The organism is Streptomyces sp. NPDC111507 (genome assembly GCF_055638955.1).
In genome coordinates this window covers 253,056-269,351 of record NZ_JBVKBU010000013.1, presented here as the reverse complement: position 1 = coordinate 269,351, position 16,296 = coordinate 253,056, and the positions used below count along the sequence as shown (strand labels likewise).

Annotated in this window: 14 protein-coding genes, 1 rRNA gene and 1 pseudogene; 13 read left to right on the top strand and 3 right to left on the bottom strand. The window is 72.9% G+C overall.

All coding sequences use genetic code 11. The annotated features are described in order from the left end of the window. The 3 genes and pseudogenes from rrf to ACZ7M2_RS38380 all read left to right on the top strand — a co-directional run. Positions 1-93 (top strand): 5S ribosomal RNA (gene rrf / locus ACZ7M2_RS38390); the annotation flags it as partial. A gap of 667 nt (positions 94-760) precedes the next feature. Beyond that, a pseudogene (locus ACZ7M2_RS38385) lies at positions 761-1,312 on the top strand (hypothetical protein); the annotation flags it as partial. Between the two features lie 228 nt (positions 1,313-1,540). Further along, positions 1,541-2,350, top strand: coding sequence for a tetratricopeptide repeat protein (locus tag ACZ7M2_RS38380; RefSeq protein ID WP_471599211.1), 810 nt, complete (start codon positions 1,541-1,543; stop codon positions 2,348-2,350). 66 nt (positions 2,351-2,416) lie between these two features. Here the strand turns inward: ACZ7M2_RS38380 and ACZ7M2_RS38375 are convergent, their stop codons facing one another. Continuing rightward, a complete protein-coding gene (locus ACZ7M2_RS38375; protein ID WP_471599200.1) occupies positions 2,417-3,748 on the bottom strand; it encodes a DUF1015 domain-containing protein in 1,332 nt (443 codons plus the stop codon). 72 nt (positions 3,749-3,820) lie between these two features. Between ACZ7M2_RS38375 and ACZ7M2_RS38370 the strand changes: the two genes are divergently transcribed. From ACZ7M2_RS38370 to ACZ7M2_RS38355, 4 genes are all read left to right on the top strand, one after another. Further along, complete coding sequence (locus ACZ7M2_RS38370) at positions 3,821-4,888, top strand: HAD hydrolase-like protein (RefSeq protein ID WP_352051342.1); 1,068 nt, start codon at positions 3,821-3,823, stop codon at positions 4,886-4,888. 78 nt (positions 4,889-4,966) lie between these two features. Then, positions 4,967-6,010 (top strand): FecCD family ABC transporter permease, encoded by a 1,044-nt coding sequence (locus tag ACZ7M2_RS38365; protein WP_471599199.1) that lies wholly within the window; start codon positions 4,967-4,969, stop codon positions 6,008-6,010. Beyond that, positions 6,007-7,050: a FecCD family ABC transporter permease gene (locus ACZ7M2_RS38360; RefSeq protein WP_471599198.1), complete on the top strand. Its 1,044-nt coding sequence runs from the start codon at positions 6,007-6,009 to the stop codon at positions 7,048-7,050. The genes ACZ7M2_RS38365 and ACZ7M2_RS38360 overlap by 4 nt, the downstream gene beginning before the upstream one ends. Continuing rightward, positions 7,047-7,973: an ABC transporter ATP-binding protein gene (locus ACZ7M2_RS38355; RefSeq protein WP_471599197.1), complete on the top strand. Its 927-nt coding sequence runs from the start codon at positions 7,047-7,049 to the stop codon at positions 7,971-7,973. Before ACZ7M2_RS38360 ends, ACZ7M2_RS38355 begins: the two co-directional genes overlap by 4 nt. Here ACZ7M2_RS38355 and ACZ7M2_RS38350 read toward each other — a convergent pair. Then, positions 7,957-8,304, bottom strand: a complete 348-nt coding sequence (locus ACZ7M2_RS38350) for an SCP2 sterol-binding domain-containing protein (protein WP_352051346.1) — start codon at positions 8,302-8,304, stop codon at positions 7,957-7,959. The genes ACZ7M2_RS38355 and ACZ7M2_RS38350 overlap by 17 nt on opposite strands. A gap of 42 nt (positions 8,305-8,346) precedes the next feature. Between ACZ7M2_RS38350 and ACZ7M2_RS38345 the strand changes: the two genes are divergently transcribed. The 6 genes from ACZ7M2_RS38345 to ACZ7M2_RS38320 all read left to right on the top strand — a co-directional run bounded on the left by ACZ7M2_RS38345 (position 8,347) and on the right by ACZ7M2_RS38320 (position 14,623). After that, the gene (locus ACZ7M2_RS38345) at positions 8,347-8,661 is read left to right on the top strand and encodes a hypothetical protein (protein ID WP_471599196.1); all 315 of its coding nucleotides are present in this window, start codon (positions 8,347-8,349) and stop codon (positions 8,659-8,661) included. A gap of 55 nt (positions 8,662-8,716) precedes the next feature. Then, positions 8,717-9,532, top strand: a complete 816-nt coding sequence (locus tag ACZ7M2_RS38340) for a TlyA family RNA methyltransferase (RefSeq protein ID WP_352051348.1) — start codon at positions 8,717-8,719, stop codon at positions 9,530-9,532. Continuing rightward, positions 9,529-10,434, top strand: coding sequence for an NAD kinase (locus tag ACZ7M2_RS38335; RefSeq protein WP_352051349.1), 906 nt, complete (start codon positions 9,529-9,531; stop codon positions 10,432-10,434). The genes ACZ7M2_RS38340 and ACZ7M2_RS38335 overlap by 4 nt, the downstream gene beginning before the upstream one ends. Positions 10,435-10,572: 138 nt before the next feature. Further along, positions 10,573-12,291 carry a DNA repair protein RecN gene (recN, locus tag ACZ7M2_RS38330; protein ID WP_471599210.1) on the top strand — a complete coding sequence of 573 codons (1,719 nt, stop codon included), beginning with the start codon at positions 10,573-10,575 and terminating at the stop codon, positions 12,289-12,291. Between the two features lie 161 nt (positions 12,292-12,452). Beyond that, positions 12,453-13,196, top strand: a complete 744-nt coding sequence (locus ACZ7M2_RS38325) for a hypothetical protein (RefSeq protein WP_471599195.1) — start codon at positions 12,453-12,455, stop codon at positions 13,194-13,196. Positions 13,197-13,495: 299 nt separating this feature from the next. Next, the gene (locus tag ACZ7M2_RS38320; RefSeq protein ID WP_471599194.1) at positions 13,496-14,623 is read left to right on the top strand and encodes a glycosyltransferase family 4 protein; all 1,128 of its coding nucleotides are present in this window, start codon (positions 13,496-13,498) and stop codon (positions 14,621-14,623) included. A 15-nt stretch (positions 14,624-14,638) separates the two neighbouring features. Here ACZ7M2_RS38320 and ACZ7M2_RS38315 read toward each other — a convergent pair whose 3' ends face one another. Further along, positions 14,639-16,291 carry a PucR family transcriptional regulator gene (locus tag ACZ7M2_RS38315; protein WP_471599193.1) on the bottom strand — a complete coding sequence of 551 codons (1,653 nt, stop codon included), beginning with the start codon at positions 16,289-16,291 and terminating at the stop codon, positions 14,639-14,641. Between the last annotated feature and the right edge of the window lie 5 nt (positions 16,292-16,296).

Here is a 16,296-nt window from a genome sequence, read left to right as displayed (position 1 = left end):
ACGCCCGGTTACATTCCGAACCCGGAAGCTAAGCCTCACAGCGCCGATGGTACTGCAGGGGGGACCCTGTGGGAGAGTAGGACGCCGCCGAACAATCTTTGGAGGACCTCTGGTCCCAGCGACTCGCTGGGACCAGAGGTCCTTTTTTGTTTTTCCGAAGCGCGCCGGGTACCCGGCTGCGCGAGAATGACTTGCGGTACCGATGACAGGAGTCACCATGTCCACCAACTCTCCCGACGAGCGACCGGAGCGCGATCAGCGCCGCCGGGACAGTGGTGACCGCGGCGGTTACCGCGGAGGTCCGCGCCGCGACAACGACCGCCGTGACGACCGCCCCAGCAGTGGCCCGCGCCGCGACGACGACCGCGGTGGCTTCCGTCGGGACGACAACCGCGGTGACCGCGGCGGCTTCCGCCGCGATGACAACCGTCGTGACGACAGCCGTCGTGACGACAACCGTGGCGGTGGCGGTTTCCGTGGCCGTGACGACCGGCGTGAGGGCGACCGAGGCGGTCGCCCGCCGTTCCGCCGTGACGATCGACCCACCAGTGGTCCGCGCCGCGACGACCGTGACCGTGGGGTCCGTAGGGACGGGGACCGTCCGGCGTTCCGCCGTGACGACCGTCCCAGCAGTGGCCCGCGCCGCGACGACCGCCCCAGCAGCGGTCCCCGCCGTGACGACGACCGCGGTGGCTTCCGTCGCGATGACAACCGCGGTGGCGGTGGCGGCGGCTTCCGGCGCGACGACCGCAGTGACTTCCGGCGTGATGACCGTCGGGACGACCGGCGTGACGATCGCCGGGGCGACGACCGCGGTGGGTTCCGTCGCGACGATCGCCGTGATGACCGTCGTGACAGCGGCGATCGCGGTGGCTTCCGCCGTGACGACCGTGGTGACTTCCGCCGTGACGACCGTCGGGGCGACGACCGTGGCGGGTTCCGTCGTGAAGGGGACCGTCCGGCGTTCCGCCGTGACGACCGTCCCAGCAGTGGCCCGCGCCGCGACGACCGCCCCAGCAGCGCTCCCCGTCGGGACGACGACCGCGGTGGCTTCCGTCGCGACGATCGCCGCGATGACCGTCGTGACAGCGGCGATCGCGGTGGCTTCCGCCGTGACGACCGTGGTGACTTCCGGCGTGACGACCGTCGTGACAGCGGTGACCGCGGCGGGTTCCGTCGGGACGACAACCGCGGTGGTGGCGGCGGCTTCCGGCGCGACGACCGCAGTGACTTCCGCCGTGACGACCGGCGGGACGACCGCCGTGAGGGTGACCGTCCGGCCTTCCGTCGCGACGACAGGCGTGACGACCGGCGCGATGACCGTCGTGACGACAGCCGCGGCGGCGGCGGTTTCCGCGCCCGCGACGACCGGGGTCGCGACGACCGCGGGCGTGGTGGCCCCCGTCGTGACGACCGGGGTGGCCGCCCCGGTGGCACCGGTGGCTTCCGGGGCCGTGACGACCGTCGCGGCGACGACCGGCGCGGTGGTGGCTTCCGTGGCCGCGACGAGCGCGACCGGGACCGTGAGCCGATCAAGCGGCTGCCGATCCCCGATGACATCACGGGCGAGGAGATCGACGCGGACGTACGGCAGGAGCTCCAGAGCCTGCCGAAGGGGCTTGCGGAGGACGTCTCCAGGAACCTGGTGATGGTCGCCCGCCTCATCGACGAGGACCCCGAGGGCGCGTACGCGTACTCGAGGATCGCCCTGCGGCTGGCGTCGCGTGTGGCCGCCGTACGGGAGGCGGCCGGGTTCGCCGCGTACGCCAACCAGAAGTACAGCGAGGCGCTCGCGGAGTTCAGGGCGGCGCGCCGTATGACCGGGAACGTGGACCTGTGGCCCGTCATGGCGGACTGCGAGCGCGGTCTGGGCCGGCCCGAGAAGGCGCTGGACATGGCGGGTGCGCCCGAGGTGCACAAGCTGGACAAGGCCGGTCAGGTCGAGATGCGGCTCGTGGCGGCCGGCGCCCGGCGCGACATGGGGCAGCTCGACGCCGCCATCGTGACGCTCCAGAGCCCGGAGCTCGCCTCGAACTCCGTACAGCCCTGGACGGCCCGGCTGCGTTACGCTTACGCCGACGCGCTGCTGGCCGCCGGTCGTGAGGACGAGGCGCGCGAGTGGTTCGCGAAGGCCGTCGAGTCCGACAAGGACGGCAGCACGGACGCCTCCGACCGGCTCGCCGAGCTGGATGGTGTCGAGTTCGTCGACGCGCTCGTCGAGGACGAGGACGAGGCCGAGACCACGACGGACGCGGACGCCGACACCGAGGTCGAGTCCGACGACGATGAGGACGACGATGAGGACGACATCGTCGAGGCCGACGACGATGACGATGCTCCGCGGGGCTGACGTACAGCGGTTGTCGTAGGACACGGGCGGCGGGATTCCGGAAGGGATCCCGCCGCCCGTGGCGTTTCAGCCCCTGGTTTCGCCTGGGTGCCTCGCCTGGGTGCCGCAGAGGGGCAGCGCCCGCAGTACCAGCCCCGACGCCGGCTTGGGGCCGAACGACGTCGACTTGCGGGGCATCGTAACGCCCTGGCGGGCGAGGTCGCGTACGACCTCCTCGCGGACCGGGTGCATCAGGACGGCCGTGCCGCCGTCGCGCTCCGCCTTGTCCACCGTGGCGGCCGTGTCGTGGATGTACGCGATGTCGGCGGGCGAGTCCTCAGGGATGCCCCAGATGTGGGCCAGGAGTGTGGCGTGCAGGACGGTCGCGTCCAGGGTGCGCCAGGCTTCGGGGCGGTCCGGCGGGACCGTACGGGCGAGGAGGTCCGGGGAGGGGCGGTCGACCAGGTGGAACGAGCCGTCGCCCGCGAGGAGGAAGGCGTTGCCCTCGGCGGCGGCCGCGGCGAGGGCCTCCAGGGCCTCGGGGAGCGCAACGTCGAGGTGACGTACGCGGAACGAGTCCGTGAGGGCGGTCAGCGCCTCCGCGACCGGCAGATTGTGCAGCAGGCGGTGGATCGCGCGGACCCGGAGCGGGTAGCGCGCGGTGTCCACCAGGAGCACGAGGCCGTAGTCCCAGGGGCTCGGTGAGGGATGCTCGGCGCGTAGCCGCAGGTACGTCGCCCAGCGGTGGTGGCCGTCCGCGATGAGAGCCTGGTGCCGGCCGAGATCCGTCTGGATCTCGGCCAGGTCGGCCGGGTCGGTGATCGCCCACAGACGGTGACTGAAACCGTCTTCCGTGGTTGTCGAGAGCAGCGGGTCGCCCTCCGCGGCGCGCTCGATGACGGCGGCCGTGCCCACCCGGGAGCCGTTGCCGCGGTAGGTCAGCAGCAGCGGTTCGAGGTTGGCCGAGGTGGCACGCATCAGGGCCGCGCGGTCCGCGATGATGTGCGGCATGACGTCCTCGTGCGGGAGGACGACGCCGGCGGACGGCTCCGACAGGCGCAGGGCGCCGATGATGCCGCGTTGCAGCATGCCGTCGTCGTGCTGCTCGTAGACGTAGAGGCCCGGCTCGGGGTCGGCGGCCAGGACGCCTTCGGACACCCAGTCGTGCAGGGTGTCCGCCGCCTGGCGGTTGCGGGCCGTCGGGGTCGTGTCCTGGGGGAGGATCAGCCTGACGATGTTGTGCGGGTCGGCGGACTCGAGGTGGAGCAGACCGTCCGGCCGGACGATGACGTCGTACGGCGGAGATGTCACGGCGGCGAGGCTGCCGACCCGGTCGGGGTCGTAGCGCAGGCCCCGGAACGGGGTCAGTTCGAGGCCGCTGCGCGCCGGGGTTTCCTCCGCGGGACCTGCATAGTTCATTGAGGCATCGTAAGTGTGCAGACGCTGTGCGGGATGATCGGGGGAAAGAGATCGAACGAGGAGCGATGCGTAATGAGCCAGACCGCCAGGACCCGGCCGGAGGCCAGTGAACAGGCCCTGAGTGACGCCTACGACACGGCTCTGCTCGACCTCGACGGCGTGGTGTACGCGGGAGGCAACGCGATCGCGTACGCCGTGGCGTCACTGGGCACGGCCCGTTCTGGAGGGATGCACCTCGCCTATGTCACAAACAACGCGCTGCGTACGCCCGATGCGGTGGCGGAGCATCTCAGTGAGCTCGGCATACCGACGGGCGCCGATGACGTCATCACCTCGGCGCAGGCCGTGGCGCGGCTGATCAGCGAGCAGGTGCCCGCCGGTGCGCGCGTGCTGGTCATCGGCGGCGAGGGACTGCGGGTCGCGCTGCGCGAGCGCGGGCTGGAGCCGGTCGAGTCGGCGGACGACGACCCGGCGGCGGTCGTCCAGGGGTTCGGCGGTCCCGACCTGGCCTGGGGGCGCTTCGCGGAGGCGTCCTACGCCGTCGCGCGCGGGGTGCCGTGGTTCGCGTCCAACACCGACCTGACGATCCCGAGCGCACGGGGGATCGCGCCGGGGAACGGGGCCGCGGTGGAGGTCGTACGCATCGCCACGGGCGCCGAGCCGCAGGTGGCGGGCAAGCCGTTGCCCCCGATGCACCGCGAGACGATCCTGCGGACCGGGGCCAGGCGGCCGCTGGTGGTCGGCGACCGGCTGGACACGGACATCGAGGGCGCGTTCAACGGCGAGGTGGACTCGCTGCTCGTGCTCACCGGGGTGACGGACGGCGCGCAGCTCCTCGCCGCCCCGCCGCAGCACCGGCCGACGTATGTGGACGCGGATCTGCGCGGGCTGCTCACCGGGCAGCCGGAGGTCGTGGCGGAGGGCGACGGGTTCCGCTGCGGCGGCTGGACGGCCCAGGCCGGGAGCATGGGGGTCCCCCCTGCTCGAGCGAAGTCGGGAGCTTGGGGGAGGCTGGAACTCGCGGGCGACGGTGAGGCGCTCGACGGGCTGCGGGCGCTGTGCGCGGCGGCGTGGACGGCCGCGGGCGACGGGGCGTGCGAGTTGGACGGGGGCAAGGCGCTGGCGCGGCTGGGGCTCTGAAGGCCCCGGGGGCTCGTCGGTGGTGGGGCGTAGTCACCCGGGATCGAAGCGTGAGCGAGGGTAGGCTAACCTAACTGCGTGTTGGTCGACAGTCCCCCCGAACCGCGCGCGGAGACCGCCCCCGCGCCCCCGAGCCGTCAGGCGATACGCGCCGTTGGGCTCCTCGCGTCCCTGGCCCTCCTGGTGCTCGTCGCGTTGGCGAGTATCGCGATCGGTGCGAAAGCGCTGCCGCTGGACCAGGTCTGGCACGGCCTGTTCCACGGCACGGGGACGTACTCCGACGTGGTGGTGGACGACCGGATCTCGCGTACCGTCCTCGGGCTGCTCGTCGGCGCGGCGCTCGGACTGTCGGGTGCCGTCCTGCAGGCGCTCACCCGCAATCCGCTGGCCGACCCCGGACTGCTCGGCATCAACGCGGGCGCGTCCGCGGCGGTCGTCACCGCCATCACCTACTTCGGTGTCACGAGCCTGAGCGGCTATGTGTGGTTCGCCTTCTTCGGCGCGGCCGCGGTCGGGGCGCTGGTCTGGTTCCTGGGCGGCAGCCGCGGCGCCACCCCGGTGCGGCTCGCGCTCGCCGGCACGGCGATCAGCGCCGCGCTCTACGGCTATCTGCAGGCCGTGATGATCATGGACGACGCGGCGCTCGGCAAGATGCGCTTCTGGACGGTGGGTTCGCTGGCCTCGGCCACCGACTCGACCATCAGGCAGGTGCTGCCCTTCCTGGTGGTCGGCACGGTCGTCGCGCTGGCGCTCGCCCGGCCCCTGAACGCCATGGCCATGGGCGACGACACGGCCCGCGCCCTCGGCGCCAACCTGAACCGCACCCGGGCACTGTCCATGGCCGCCGCCACCGTGCTGTGCGGCGCCGCGACCGCCGCCTGCGGGCCGATCGTCTTCGTCGGGCTCATGGTCCCGCACGTGGTCCGCTCCTTCACCGGGCCCGACCTGCGCTGGATCCTGCCGTACGCGACCGTGCTGTCGCCCGTGCTGCTGCTCGGCGCCGACGTCGTGGGGCGGATGGTCGCGCGGCCCGCGGAGCTGCAGGTCGGCATCGTCACCGCGGTCCTCGGCGGGCCGGTCTTCATCTATCTCGTACGACGGCGGAGGACGGCCCAGCTGTGACGACCACACGTACCCGAGCCGTGCGGACGCGCGGCGGTCTCTCCGTCCGGCTCGACGTCCGGGCGTTCACCATCGTCGTGCTGTTGCTGGTGGCCGCGCTCGCCGCGAGCGTGGTGCTGATCGGCACCGGCGACTTCCCGATCCCGGCCGTCGACGTCCTCAAGACGCTCGTCGGCAACGGGAACGCGGGCCAGGAGTTCATCGTCAACGACCTGCGGCTGCCGCGGGTGCTCGTCGGCCTGCTGGTCGGGGCCTCGCTCGGGCTCGGCGGGGCGCTGTTCCAGTCCATCTCCCGCAATCCGCTGGGCAGCCCGGACGTCCTCGGTCTCGGCCAGGGATCGACGGCGGGGGCGCTCATCATGATCGTGCTGTACTCGGGCAGCGCGAACCAGGTCGCGCTGGGAGCGCTCGTCGGCGGCCTGGTGACCGGGCTCGCCATCTATCTGCTCGCCTGGAAACGGGGCGTGCACGGATACCGGCTGGTCCTGGTCGGTATCGGAGTCTCCGCGATCGTCACGGCGGTCAACGGCTATCTGCTGACCAAGGCGGACATCGTCGACGCGGCCCGTGCGGTCGTCTGGATGACCGGCTCCCTCAACGGCCGTGACTGGGCCCAGGTCTGGCCGCTGCTCGTCCTGTGCGCCGTCCTCGTCCCGCTCGTCCTCGGCAACGCGCGCGGGTTGCGCATGATGGAGATGGGCGACGACGTGTCGTACGCCCTCGGAGTGCGCGTCGAGCGCGTACGACTGCTGCTGATGCTGGCCGCCGTGCTGCTCACCGCCGGTGCCACCGCCGCCGCGGGCCCGGTCGGCTTCGTGGCGCTCACCGCGCCGCAGCTCGCCCGTCGGCTGACCCGCTCGCCTGGCCCGAACCTGGTGCCGTCGATGTGCATGGGCGCGACCCTGCTGATCGTCGCGGACTGGGCCTCGCAGCGGGCCTTCGGCGCCGATCAGCTGCCCGTCGGCGTCGTGACGGGGGTCCTGGGCGGGATCTATCTGCTGTGGCTGCTGGTCACCGAGCGCAAGGCAGGCCGGATATGAGCGCCGCGGCGAACAGGAACACCCAGGCGCATAAGAACACCCAGACCACCCAGGCGTATAAGAACACCCAGGCGAAAAAGAACACTCGAAGGAGCACTGTGAACCGCCTGTCCGCCGACAACGTCACCCTCGGCTACGACCAGCGCGTCATCGCGGAGAAGCTGTCGGTGGAGATCCCCGACAACTCCTTCACCGTGATCGTCGGCCCGAACGCCTGCGGCAAGTCCACGCTGCTGCGCGCCCTGTCGCGGATGCTCAAGCCCTCCGAAGGACGGGTGCTGCTCGACGGGCAGGTCATCCAGTCGATGCCCGCGAAGAAGGTGGCCAGGACGCTCGGGCTGCTGCCGCAGTCGTCGATCGCGCCGGACGGGATCACGGTCGGCGACCTGGTCGGCCGGGGCCGCTATCCGCACCAGGGCCTGCTGCGCCAGTGGTCGACGGAGGACGAGCGGGTCGTACAGGAGTCGATGGCCTCGACCGGCGTCGCCGAACTGGCCGATCGCTATGTCGACGAACTGTCCGGCGGCCAGCGGCAGCGCGTGTGGATCGCGATGGCCCTCGCCCAGCAGACCCCGCTGCTGCTGCTCGACGAGCCGACGACCTACCTCGACATCCAGCACCAGATCGACGTGCTCGATCTGTGCGCCGAACTCCACGAGGAGCAGGGGCGCACCCTGGTCGCCGTCCTGCACGACCTCAATCACGCGGCCCGGTACGCCACCCACCTCATCGCCCTGCGCGAGGGCCGGGTCATCGCCGAGGGCGCGCCGAACGACATCGTCACGGCCGAACTGGTCGAGGAGGTCTTCGGGCTGCGCTGCCAGGTCATCGACGACCCGGAGACCGGGACGCCGCTGGTGGTGCCCGCGGCACGCAAGGCCCGCGTGAAGGCGGCCGCCGGAGCCGCTACAGAAGCTTCCTGAGGCGGAACAGGTCGAGCAGGGCCGCCTCCAGCCGCACCCGGCCCGAGCCCCAGGCCTTCGCGAAGTTCAGCTGCCCGCCGACCATGGCGACCAGATCGTCGCCTGACATGGCGAGTCTGATCTGGGCCTTCTCGACGGGTGGGCCCTGGAGGGTGTCGAGCACCTCGATCCGGCCGTCCTTGAGGCGACCGACGAAGGTGATGTCGAGGTCGGTGATACGGCAGCTGAGCGAGCGGTCCAGGGCCGCCGCCTCGCGTACGTTCCCGTCCGCGCCCGCCATGTTGTCCGAGAGCTTGTCGAGTGCGCTGCGGCACTCCTCAATCGTGGCCATCGCGGTCGACGGTACCGCAGCGCTTCGGGGTAGCGTCGGGGCATGAACGAGTCAGTGCCGGAGGTCGGGACTCCGCAGGGCCCGATGCCGGAGCCGGAGGTTCCGGCCGAGGTCGAACCCGAACTCGAGTACGACCCCGCCGCCCCGGCCCCACTGGGCGTGGACCGCACCCCCACCGGGAACGCCGAGGTCGACGCCCAGCTCGACCGGCTGGGCGACGCCGACCACCTCGCCACGGACGGACATGTCGAGGTGTACGAGGATGTACACCGGGGGCTGCGCGACGCGCTGACCGCGCTCGACGCCCGCCCGGGACCTCCGGTTCCCACCCGCCACCCGACCACCGCCCCTCAATGAGACCCTTCGGGTCACACCTATCAATGGCCGTACGACCGCAGGAGCTGAACCCAACGTGGCAGGAGTGGCACGCCGCCGCCTCGACGCCGAGCTGGTCCGCCGGAAGCTCGCCCGCTCGCGCGAGCACGCCGGCCAGCTGATCGCCGCCGGCCGGGTGAGCGTCGGCAAGACCCTCGCGACCAAATCCGCCACCCAGGTGGAGACCGCGGCCGCGATCGTGGTCACCCAGGACGACAGCGACCCCGACTACGTCTCGCGCGGCGGCCACAAGCTCGCGGGCGCCCTGGCGGCCTTCGTACCCCAGGGACTGACGGTCGAGGGGCGGCGGGCGCTCGACGCCGGAGCGTCCACCGGAGGCTTCACCGACGTACTGCTGCGCGCGGGCGTCTCCCATGTCGTCGCCGTCGACGTCGGCTACGGTCAACTCGCCTGGTCTCTGCAGAGCGATGAACGCGTCACCGTCAAGGACCGTACGAACGTACGCGAGTTGACGTTGGAGGCGATCGATGGGGAGCCCGTGGATCTTGTTGTCGGGGATCTGTCCTTCATCCCGCTCGGCTTGGTGCTGCCCGCCCTCGTGCGGTGCGCGGCGCCCGACGCCGATCTGGTGATGATGGTCAAGCCGCAGTTCGAGGTGGGGAAGGAACGGCTGGGGAGTGGTGGAGTCGTACGCAGTCCTGAACTGCGCGCCGAGGCGGTGCGCGGAGTGGCCCGGCGGGCCGCGGAGCTGGGGCTCGGGGTGAAGGGCGTGACCGCGAGTCCGCTGCCCGGGCCTTCGGGCAATGTCGAGTACTTTCTGTGGCTGCGTGCCGGGGCACCCGAACTCGACCCGGCCGACGTTGACCGTGCAGTGGCGGAGGGGCCGCGTTGACACAGACCCGAGCTCGTACTGTTTTCCTGCTCGCCCACACCGGGCGGCCGGCCGCGATCCGCAGCGCCGAACTCGTGGTGCAGGGGTTGCTGCGCTCCGGGATCGGGGTGCGCGTGCTGGCGGCGGAGGCGGCCGATCTGCCGCTGCCGCCCGAGGTGGAGCTGGTGAAGGAAGCCACTCCGCAGTGCCTCGACGGATGCGAACTGCTGATCGTGCTCGGCGGTGACGGCACACTGCTGCGCGGCGCCGAGTTCGCCCGCGCCTCCGGCGTGCCGATGCTCGGCGTCAACCTCGGCAGCGTCGGCTTCCTCGCGGAGGCCGAGCGTGACGACCTCGACAAGGTCGTCGACCGGGTGGTGACCAAGGCGTACGAGGTCGAGGAGCGCATGACCGTCGACGTCGTCGTCCACCAGAACGGCGACATCGTGCACACCGACTGGGCGCTCAACGAGGCCGCCGTGCAGAAGGTCTCCGCCGAGAAGCTCCTCGAGGTCATCCTGGAGATCGACGGGCGGCCGGTCACCGGCTTCGGCTGCGACGGCATCGTCTGCGCGACCCCGACCGGGTCCACGGCGTACGCCTTCTCCGCCGGCGGACCGGTCGTCTGGCCCGAGGTCGAGGCGCTGCTCATGGTGCCGATCAGCGCGCACGCGCTGTTCGCCAAGCCGATGGTGACCTCGCCGAACTCGGTGCTCGCGGTGGAGGTGCTGCCGCACATTCCGCCCGGAGTGCTGTGGTGCGACGGGCGGCGGACGGTGGAGCTGCCGCCGGGGGCGCGGGTGGAGGTACGGCGGGGGGCCGTGCCGGTGCGGCTGGCTCGACTGCACCACGCCTCGTTCACCGACCGGCTGGTGGCCAAGTTCGCGTTGCCGGTCTCCGGCTGGCGCGGGGCGCCGCACTGACGCTCCCGTCCGGTCCACTCCCGTGGGTGACAAGGCACCGTTTGTAGGTGCTTGTCACCTGCGGGTTCGCGGCTGCGGGGCGGGGGCCGTCGCACATCCGCGGCTGGACCTCGTAAGGTCGTGTCCGTGTTGGAGGAGATGCGGATACGGTCGCTCGGAGTCATCGACGACGCGGTCGTCGAGCTGTCGCCAGGCTTCACCGCCGTGACCGGTGAGACCGGTGCGGGCAAGACGATGGTGGTCACCAGCCTCGGGCTGCTGCTCGGCGGGCGCGCGGACCCCGCCCTCGTACGGATCGGCGCCAAGAACGCCGTCGTGGAGGGGCGGATCACCGTACCCACGGGCGGTACGGCGATCGTACGGGCCGAGGAGGCGGGCGCCGAGCTCGACGACGGCGCGCTGCTGATCAGCCGTACCGTTTCGGCCGAGGGGCGCTCACGGGCGCACCTGGGCGGCCGTTCCGTCCCGGTGGGTGTGCTCGCCGAGCTGGCCGACGAGCTGGTGGCCGTGCACGGGCAGACCGACCAGCAGGGGCTGCTCAAACTGTCCCGGCAGCGGCAGGCGCTCGACCGGTACGCCGGGGACGCGGTCGCCGTGCCGCTCGCCAAGTACGCGGGGGCCTACCGGCGGCTGCGGGCCATTTCCGCCGAGCTGGACGAGATCACCACACGCGCGCGTGAGCGGGCCCAGGAAGCCGACCTGCTGCGCTTCGGACTCGAGGAGATCGCGGCGGTCGAGCCGCGCGCGGGCGAGGACGCGGAACTGTCGGCGGAGGCGGAGCGGCTAGGACATGCGGAGGCGCTCGCGTCGGCCGCCACGTCCGCCCACGCCGCGCTCGCGGGCAATCCCGAGGACCCCGAGGGCATCGACGCGGCGACGCTCGTCGCGGGCGCGCACCGGGCCCTGGAGGCCGTACGGTCGCACGACGCCGCGCTCGCCGGGCTGTCCGGGCGGATCGGCGAGATCAACATCCTGCTGCGGGACGTGGCGGGAGAGCTGGCCGGGTACGCCGACGACCTCGACGCCGATCCCTTGCGGCTCGCGGCCGTGGAGGAGCGCCGCGCCGCGCTCACCCAGCTGACCCGGAAGTACGGCGAGGACATCGACGCCGTACTCGCGTGGGCCGAGCAGGGCGCCGCGCGGCTCCTCGAACTCGACGGCGACGACGAGCGGATCGACGAGCTGACCGGCGAGCGGGACGCGCTGCGGGCCGAACTGGGCGGGCTTGCCCAGGCGCTGACGGACGCCCGCACCGAGGCCGCCGAACGGTTCGCCGCCGCCGTGACCGCCGAGCTGGCCTCGCTCGCCATGCCGCACGCGCGCGTGTCGTTCGAGATCCGGCAGACCGACGACCCCGAGGGCGTGGAGCTCGGCGGGCGCACCGTCGCGTACGGGCCCGCGGGCGTGGACGAGGTCGAGCTGCTGCTCGCCCCGCATCCCGGGGCGCCGCCGCGGCCCATCGCCAAGGGGGCCTCCGGTGGTGAGCTCTCACGCGTGATGCTCGCGGTGGAGGTCGTCTTCGCGGGGACCGACCCGGTGCCGACGTATCTCTTCGACGAGGTCGACGCCGGTGTGGGTGGCAAGGCCGCGGTCGAGATCGGGCGGCGGCTGGCCAAGCTCGCCAAGAGCGCGCAGGTCGTCGTGGTGACTCATCTGCCGCAGGTCGCCGCGTTCGCCGACCGGCAGCTGCTGGTCGAGAAGACCAATGACGGGTCTGTGACGCGCTCCGGGGTGAAGGTGCTCGAGGGGGAGGAGCGGATTCGGGAGCTGTCCCGGATGCTGGCGGGGCAGGAGGACTCGGAGACGGCCCGGGCGCATGCGGAGGAGTTGTTGGCCACGGCTCGGGGCGACGGGTAGTTCCCTCTGCGCGCGGGGGCCGGCTTTTTTGCGTCACTCCGCGATAGGTGCCCTGACCGCTCCGCGGTCCTCTCCTCGCCGCTCCGCGGCAGCTTTCCCGCCCCTTCGGCCGCTCCGCGGCCCCCGGACCAGCCCGCTCCGCGGGCCCCTGGAGTTGTCGCGTGATCACCAGCTTCGGTACCGCCGTCGCCGTCACCCGAGCCACCATCGCAGGCCTGCGCACCAGGACCCCGGGCGGCCCGGAGCGCTGGCAGCGCACGAACTACGCCGGGCGCACCGTCGAGTTGTACGCCGGCCCCGCCACCGCCCTCGGAGCGGCGCTCGCGGCCGCGCGCGTCCACCGGGGCGCCGGGGCCGCGGTCCTGGCCGCCGGGGTGTGCGGCGCGTACGACGACGTGGTCGGGGCGGGGGACCCCCGCCGGGGGTTCCGGGCGCATCTGGGAGCGCTGAGGGACGGGGAGGTGACCAGCGGGGCGGTCAAGCTGTTCGGAATCTCGGCCGCGGGGCTGGTGGCGGGGGCGCTGCTCAAGGAGCGGCCGGTGGACAAGCTGCTCGCGGGGGTCGTGATCGCCGGGAGCGCGCACTTCGTCAACCTCGTGGACGTCCGGCCGGGGCGGGCCGCCGGTGCGGTGCTCGCGCTGGGGGCCCCGGGGCTGCTGCGGGGCGGGCCCGCCGGGCGCCTGTCGGCCGCGGCGATGGGTGCGGCGGCGGCCGTGTTCCCCGACGACCTCGGCGAGCGCGCGATGATCGGCGACACCGGGGCCCACGCGCTCGGCGCCGCGCTGGGCGGCGCGATCGTCGCGGGCAACGGGCGGGCCGGACTCCTCGTCCACGCCGCGGCGCTGGTGGCCGCGACCGTGTACGGGGACAAGGTCAGCGAGGCGGTCGCGCGACCGCTGGGGTGAGAGGCGGACAACTCGTAGCGAAGGACAACTCGTCGAGAGGGGCAATCCGTCGCGAAGGACAATCCGACGCGCAGGACAACCCGTCGCGAAGACACGCGACTTGTCACTCTTGTGGGTGACAGCTGTCGTCGAGTTGGGCGCTGCGCCGCAAGGCTTGCTCCGATGGCGGTCCCGGAACACTCGTACGGCCTGGCATCCTTGGCGTAGTACGCGGAGCACGACGTGCGGTACACCCCCTCTGCTTTTCCCTCTGTACGTTCTCCGTGCCCGTCCGACGCCGAACCAGGAGCCCCGGCCACGTGAGCAGCCACTCACCGCACGGTCAGTCGCCGCTGCGCACCGTGCAGGTGCTCGGCGGCGCAAGCGCGGGCAGCAGCGCGCATGTGCGGTCGCTGGCCTCGGGGCTCGTCGCCCGGGGGGTGCGGGTCACTGTGTGCGCACCCGCCGAGGCCGACCTCGCGTACGGGTTCAGTGGCGTCGGCGCCCAGCACGTTCCCGTGCCGCGCAGCAGCGATCCGGCCGCCGTGGCCGCGCTGCGGGTGGCCTGCGCGGACGCCGATCTCGTGCACGCGCACGGGCTGCACGCCGCGCTGCGGGCCGCGCTCGCGCTCAGCGGGCGGCGCATCCCGCTCGTCGTCACCTGGCACACCCGTTCGCACGCGGAGGGCGCGCGGGCGCATCTGCTGCGGCTGCTGGAGCGGCGGGTCGCCAGAGCCGCGGCGGTGGTGCTGGGTTCCTCGTCCGACCTCGTGGACCGCGCCCGCAGGCGCGGGGCGCGGGACGCCCGGCTCGCGGCCGTCGCGTTCCCGACGCCACGCAAGGCCGTCGAGTACGGGGACCCCGACTGGCTCCGCCACAAGGCGCGGGCCGAACTCGGCGCCACCGACCGCCCGTTGCTCATGGCCGTCGGTTCCCTCGACCGGCACCGCGGGTACGACACGCTGCTGGACGCCTCGCGCGCGTGGCGCTCGCTCGACCCCGTGCCGCTCCTGGTGATCGCCGGGGAGGGGCCGCTGCGGGCGGCCCTCCAGCGGCGGATCGAGGACGAGGAACTGCCGGTGCGGCTCGTCGGGCGGCGCGACGACGTCTCCGAGCTGCTTCTGGCCTCCGATCTCGCGGTGCTGCCGGGCGGTTGGGAGTCCCGTTCCGTGCTCGCCCAGGAGGCCCTGCACGCGCGTGTGCCGCTCGTCGCGACGGCCGTCGGAGGTGTCCCCGAACTGGTCGGCGACGCGGCCGAACTCGTCCCGTGGGCGGACGCCGACGCGCTCGCCGCGGCCGTCGTACGACTGCTCGGGGACGACGATCGCCGGGAGTTGCTCAAGGAGCGGGGGGTGCGGCAGGCCACGACCTGGCCGACCGAGGACGAGACCGTCGCCCAAGTGCTCAGCGTCTACGACGAGTTGACCCAGACCAGGCCTCTTGCCTAGGAGCCGTCCGGTGGCTCAGGGCACGTGCCGTCGCGCTCGCAGTGCCAGGCTCAACGCCAGTACCGTCTGCGGGTCGTCCAGGTCCGTGCCCAGCAACTCCCCGATCCGGGCGAGGCGGTTGTAGAGGGTCTGTCGGTTCAGGTGCAGCTCGCGGGCCGTCTCCGCCTTGCGGCCCGCGTGCGCCAGGTATGTCTCCAGGGTGGGCAGCAGCGGCGGCTTGGAGCGGAGGTCGTGGTCGCGGAGGGGGCCGATGGCGCGGTCCACGAACGCCGCCAGGTCCGGATGGTCGCGCAGCCGCCACAGGAGCAGGTCGGTGTCGAGGCGGCGGGCGTCGTACCAGGGGCGGTCCGTCAGGCCCTGCGCGGCCGTCGCCGTCTCCGCCGCGTGCCGCAGGCCCGCCGAGGCCGCCGCCCAGCCGCCCGCGACCCCGACCACCACCACGGGCGGCTGCGCGCCCGGCCGCTGCATGCCCGCGCGCTCCACGCCCGCCCTGAGGGCCGCCGCGACCCGGTCCGCGACCGCCGCCCGCTCGGACTCCGAACGCAGGCCCAGCAGCAGGGGGACGCGGCCCTCCACCGGGCGTACGCCCAAAAGGACCGGCACGCCCACCGAGGCCAGCTCCTCCGCGACCGCGCGCGCCAGGACGGCCCAGCCGCCGCCGGGGGAGGGGCCGTCGGCGAGCCGCATCACAACCGGCAGGAGCGGGCTGTTGCCGGGCTTGAAGCCGAGCACGCGGGCCTGTGCGGGGGCGTCCTCGGCGGCGATACGGCCCTCCGCGAGGTCGGTGAGGAAGTCGCCGCGTCCGCGTGCCGCGAGCTCCTCCTCCTGGCGGGCCTGCATGAGGACGACGGCCAGGATGCCCGCGGCCCGCTCCGCCGCGATCCGGTGCACGGGGGCGACCGGGGCGCTGACGGGCAGGAGGACCAGCCGGGCGCGTACCGAGCCGGTGCCGGGGCCGCCGCCCGGCACGTCCACGAGGGTCGTCCCGGCGGGCGGCTCCTCCTTGTGCTGGCCGCGCAGCCCTTCCCACACCTGGAGCGGATCGGCGCCGGCGGAGCCGGCCCCCGCGGCGTACAGGAGCTGTCCGTCGGCGGTCTCGAGGAAGACGGGGTTGCCGCTGAAGTCCGCGAGGATGCCGAGGACCTGGGGTATGCCCCCGCCGCCGAGCAGGGCCTCGGTACAGCGCCGGTGCACTTCCTCGGCCCGCTGCAGCAGCGCGTAGTGGCCGTTGACGATCTCGGTGTGGATCTCCTCCGTGACCGCCACGAAGGGCACCTCGCGGTGGAGCTGGACCAGCGGGAGACCGGCGGAGCGGGCCGTCTCCACGAGGGCCGAGGGCAGCCGGGTGAAGCGCGGGCCGAGCTCCACGACGAGCGCCGCGATACCGCGTTCCGCGAGGGTGCGGACGAACGCGCGCTGGTCGGCGGGGCGGGTGCCGAGGCCGTAGCCCGTGGTCAGGAGCAGTTCGCCGCCCTTGAGGAGCGAGGCGATGTTCGGGACCTCGCCCGCGTGCACCCAGCGCACGGTGCGGCCCAGCCGGTCGGCGCCCGCGAGGATCTCCGGCAGCCCGCTGCGCAGCCCGGGCAGCTCCAGCGCCCGCTGCACGGTGATTCCGGCGCCCTGGGTGTCGTATCGACTGTCCAAGTGGCTGTCCAAACGGCTGTCCATGCAGC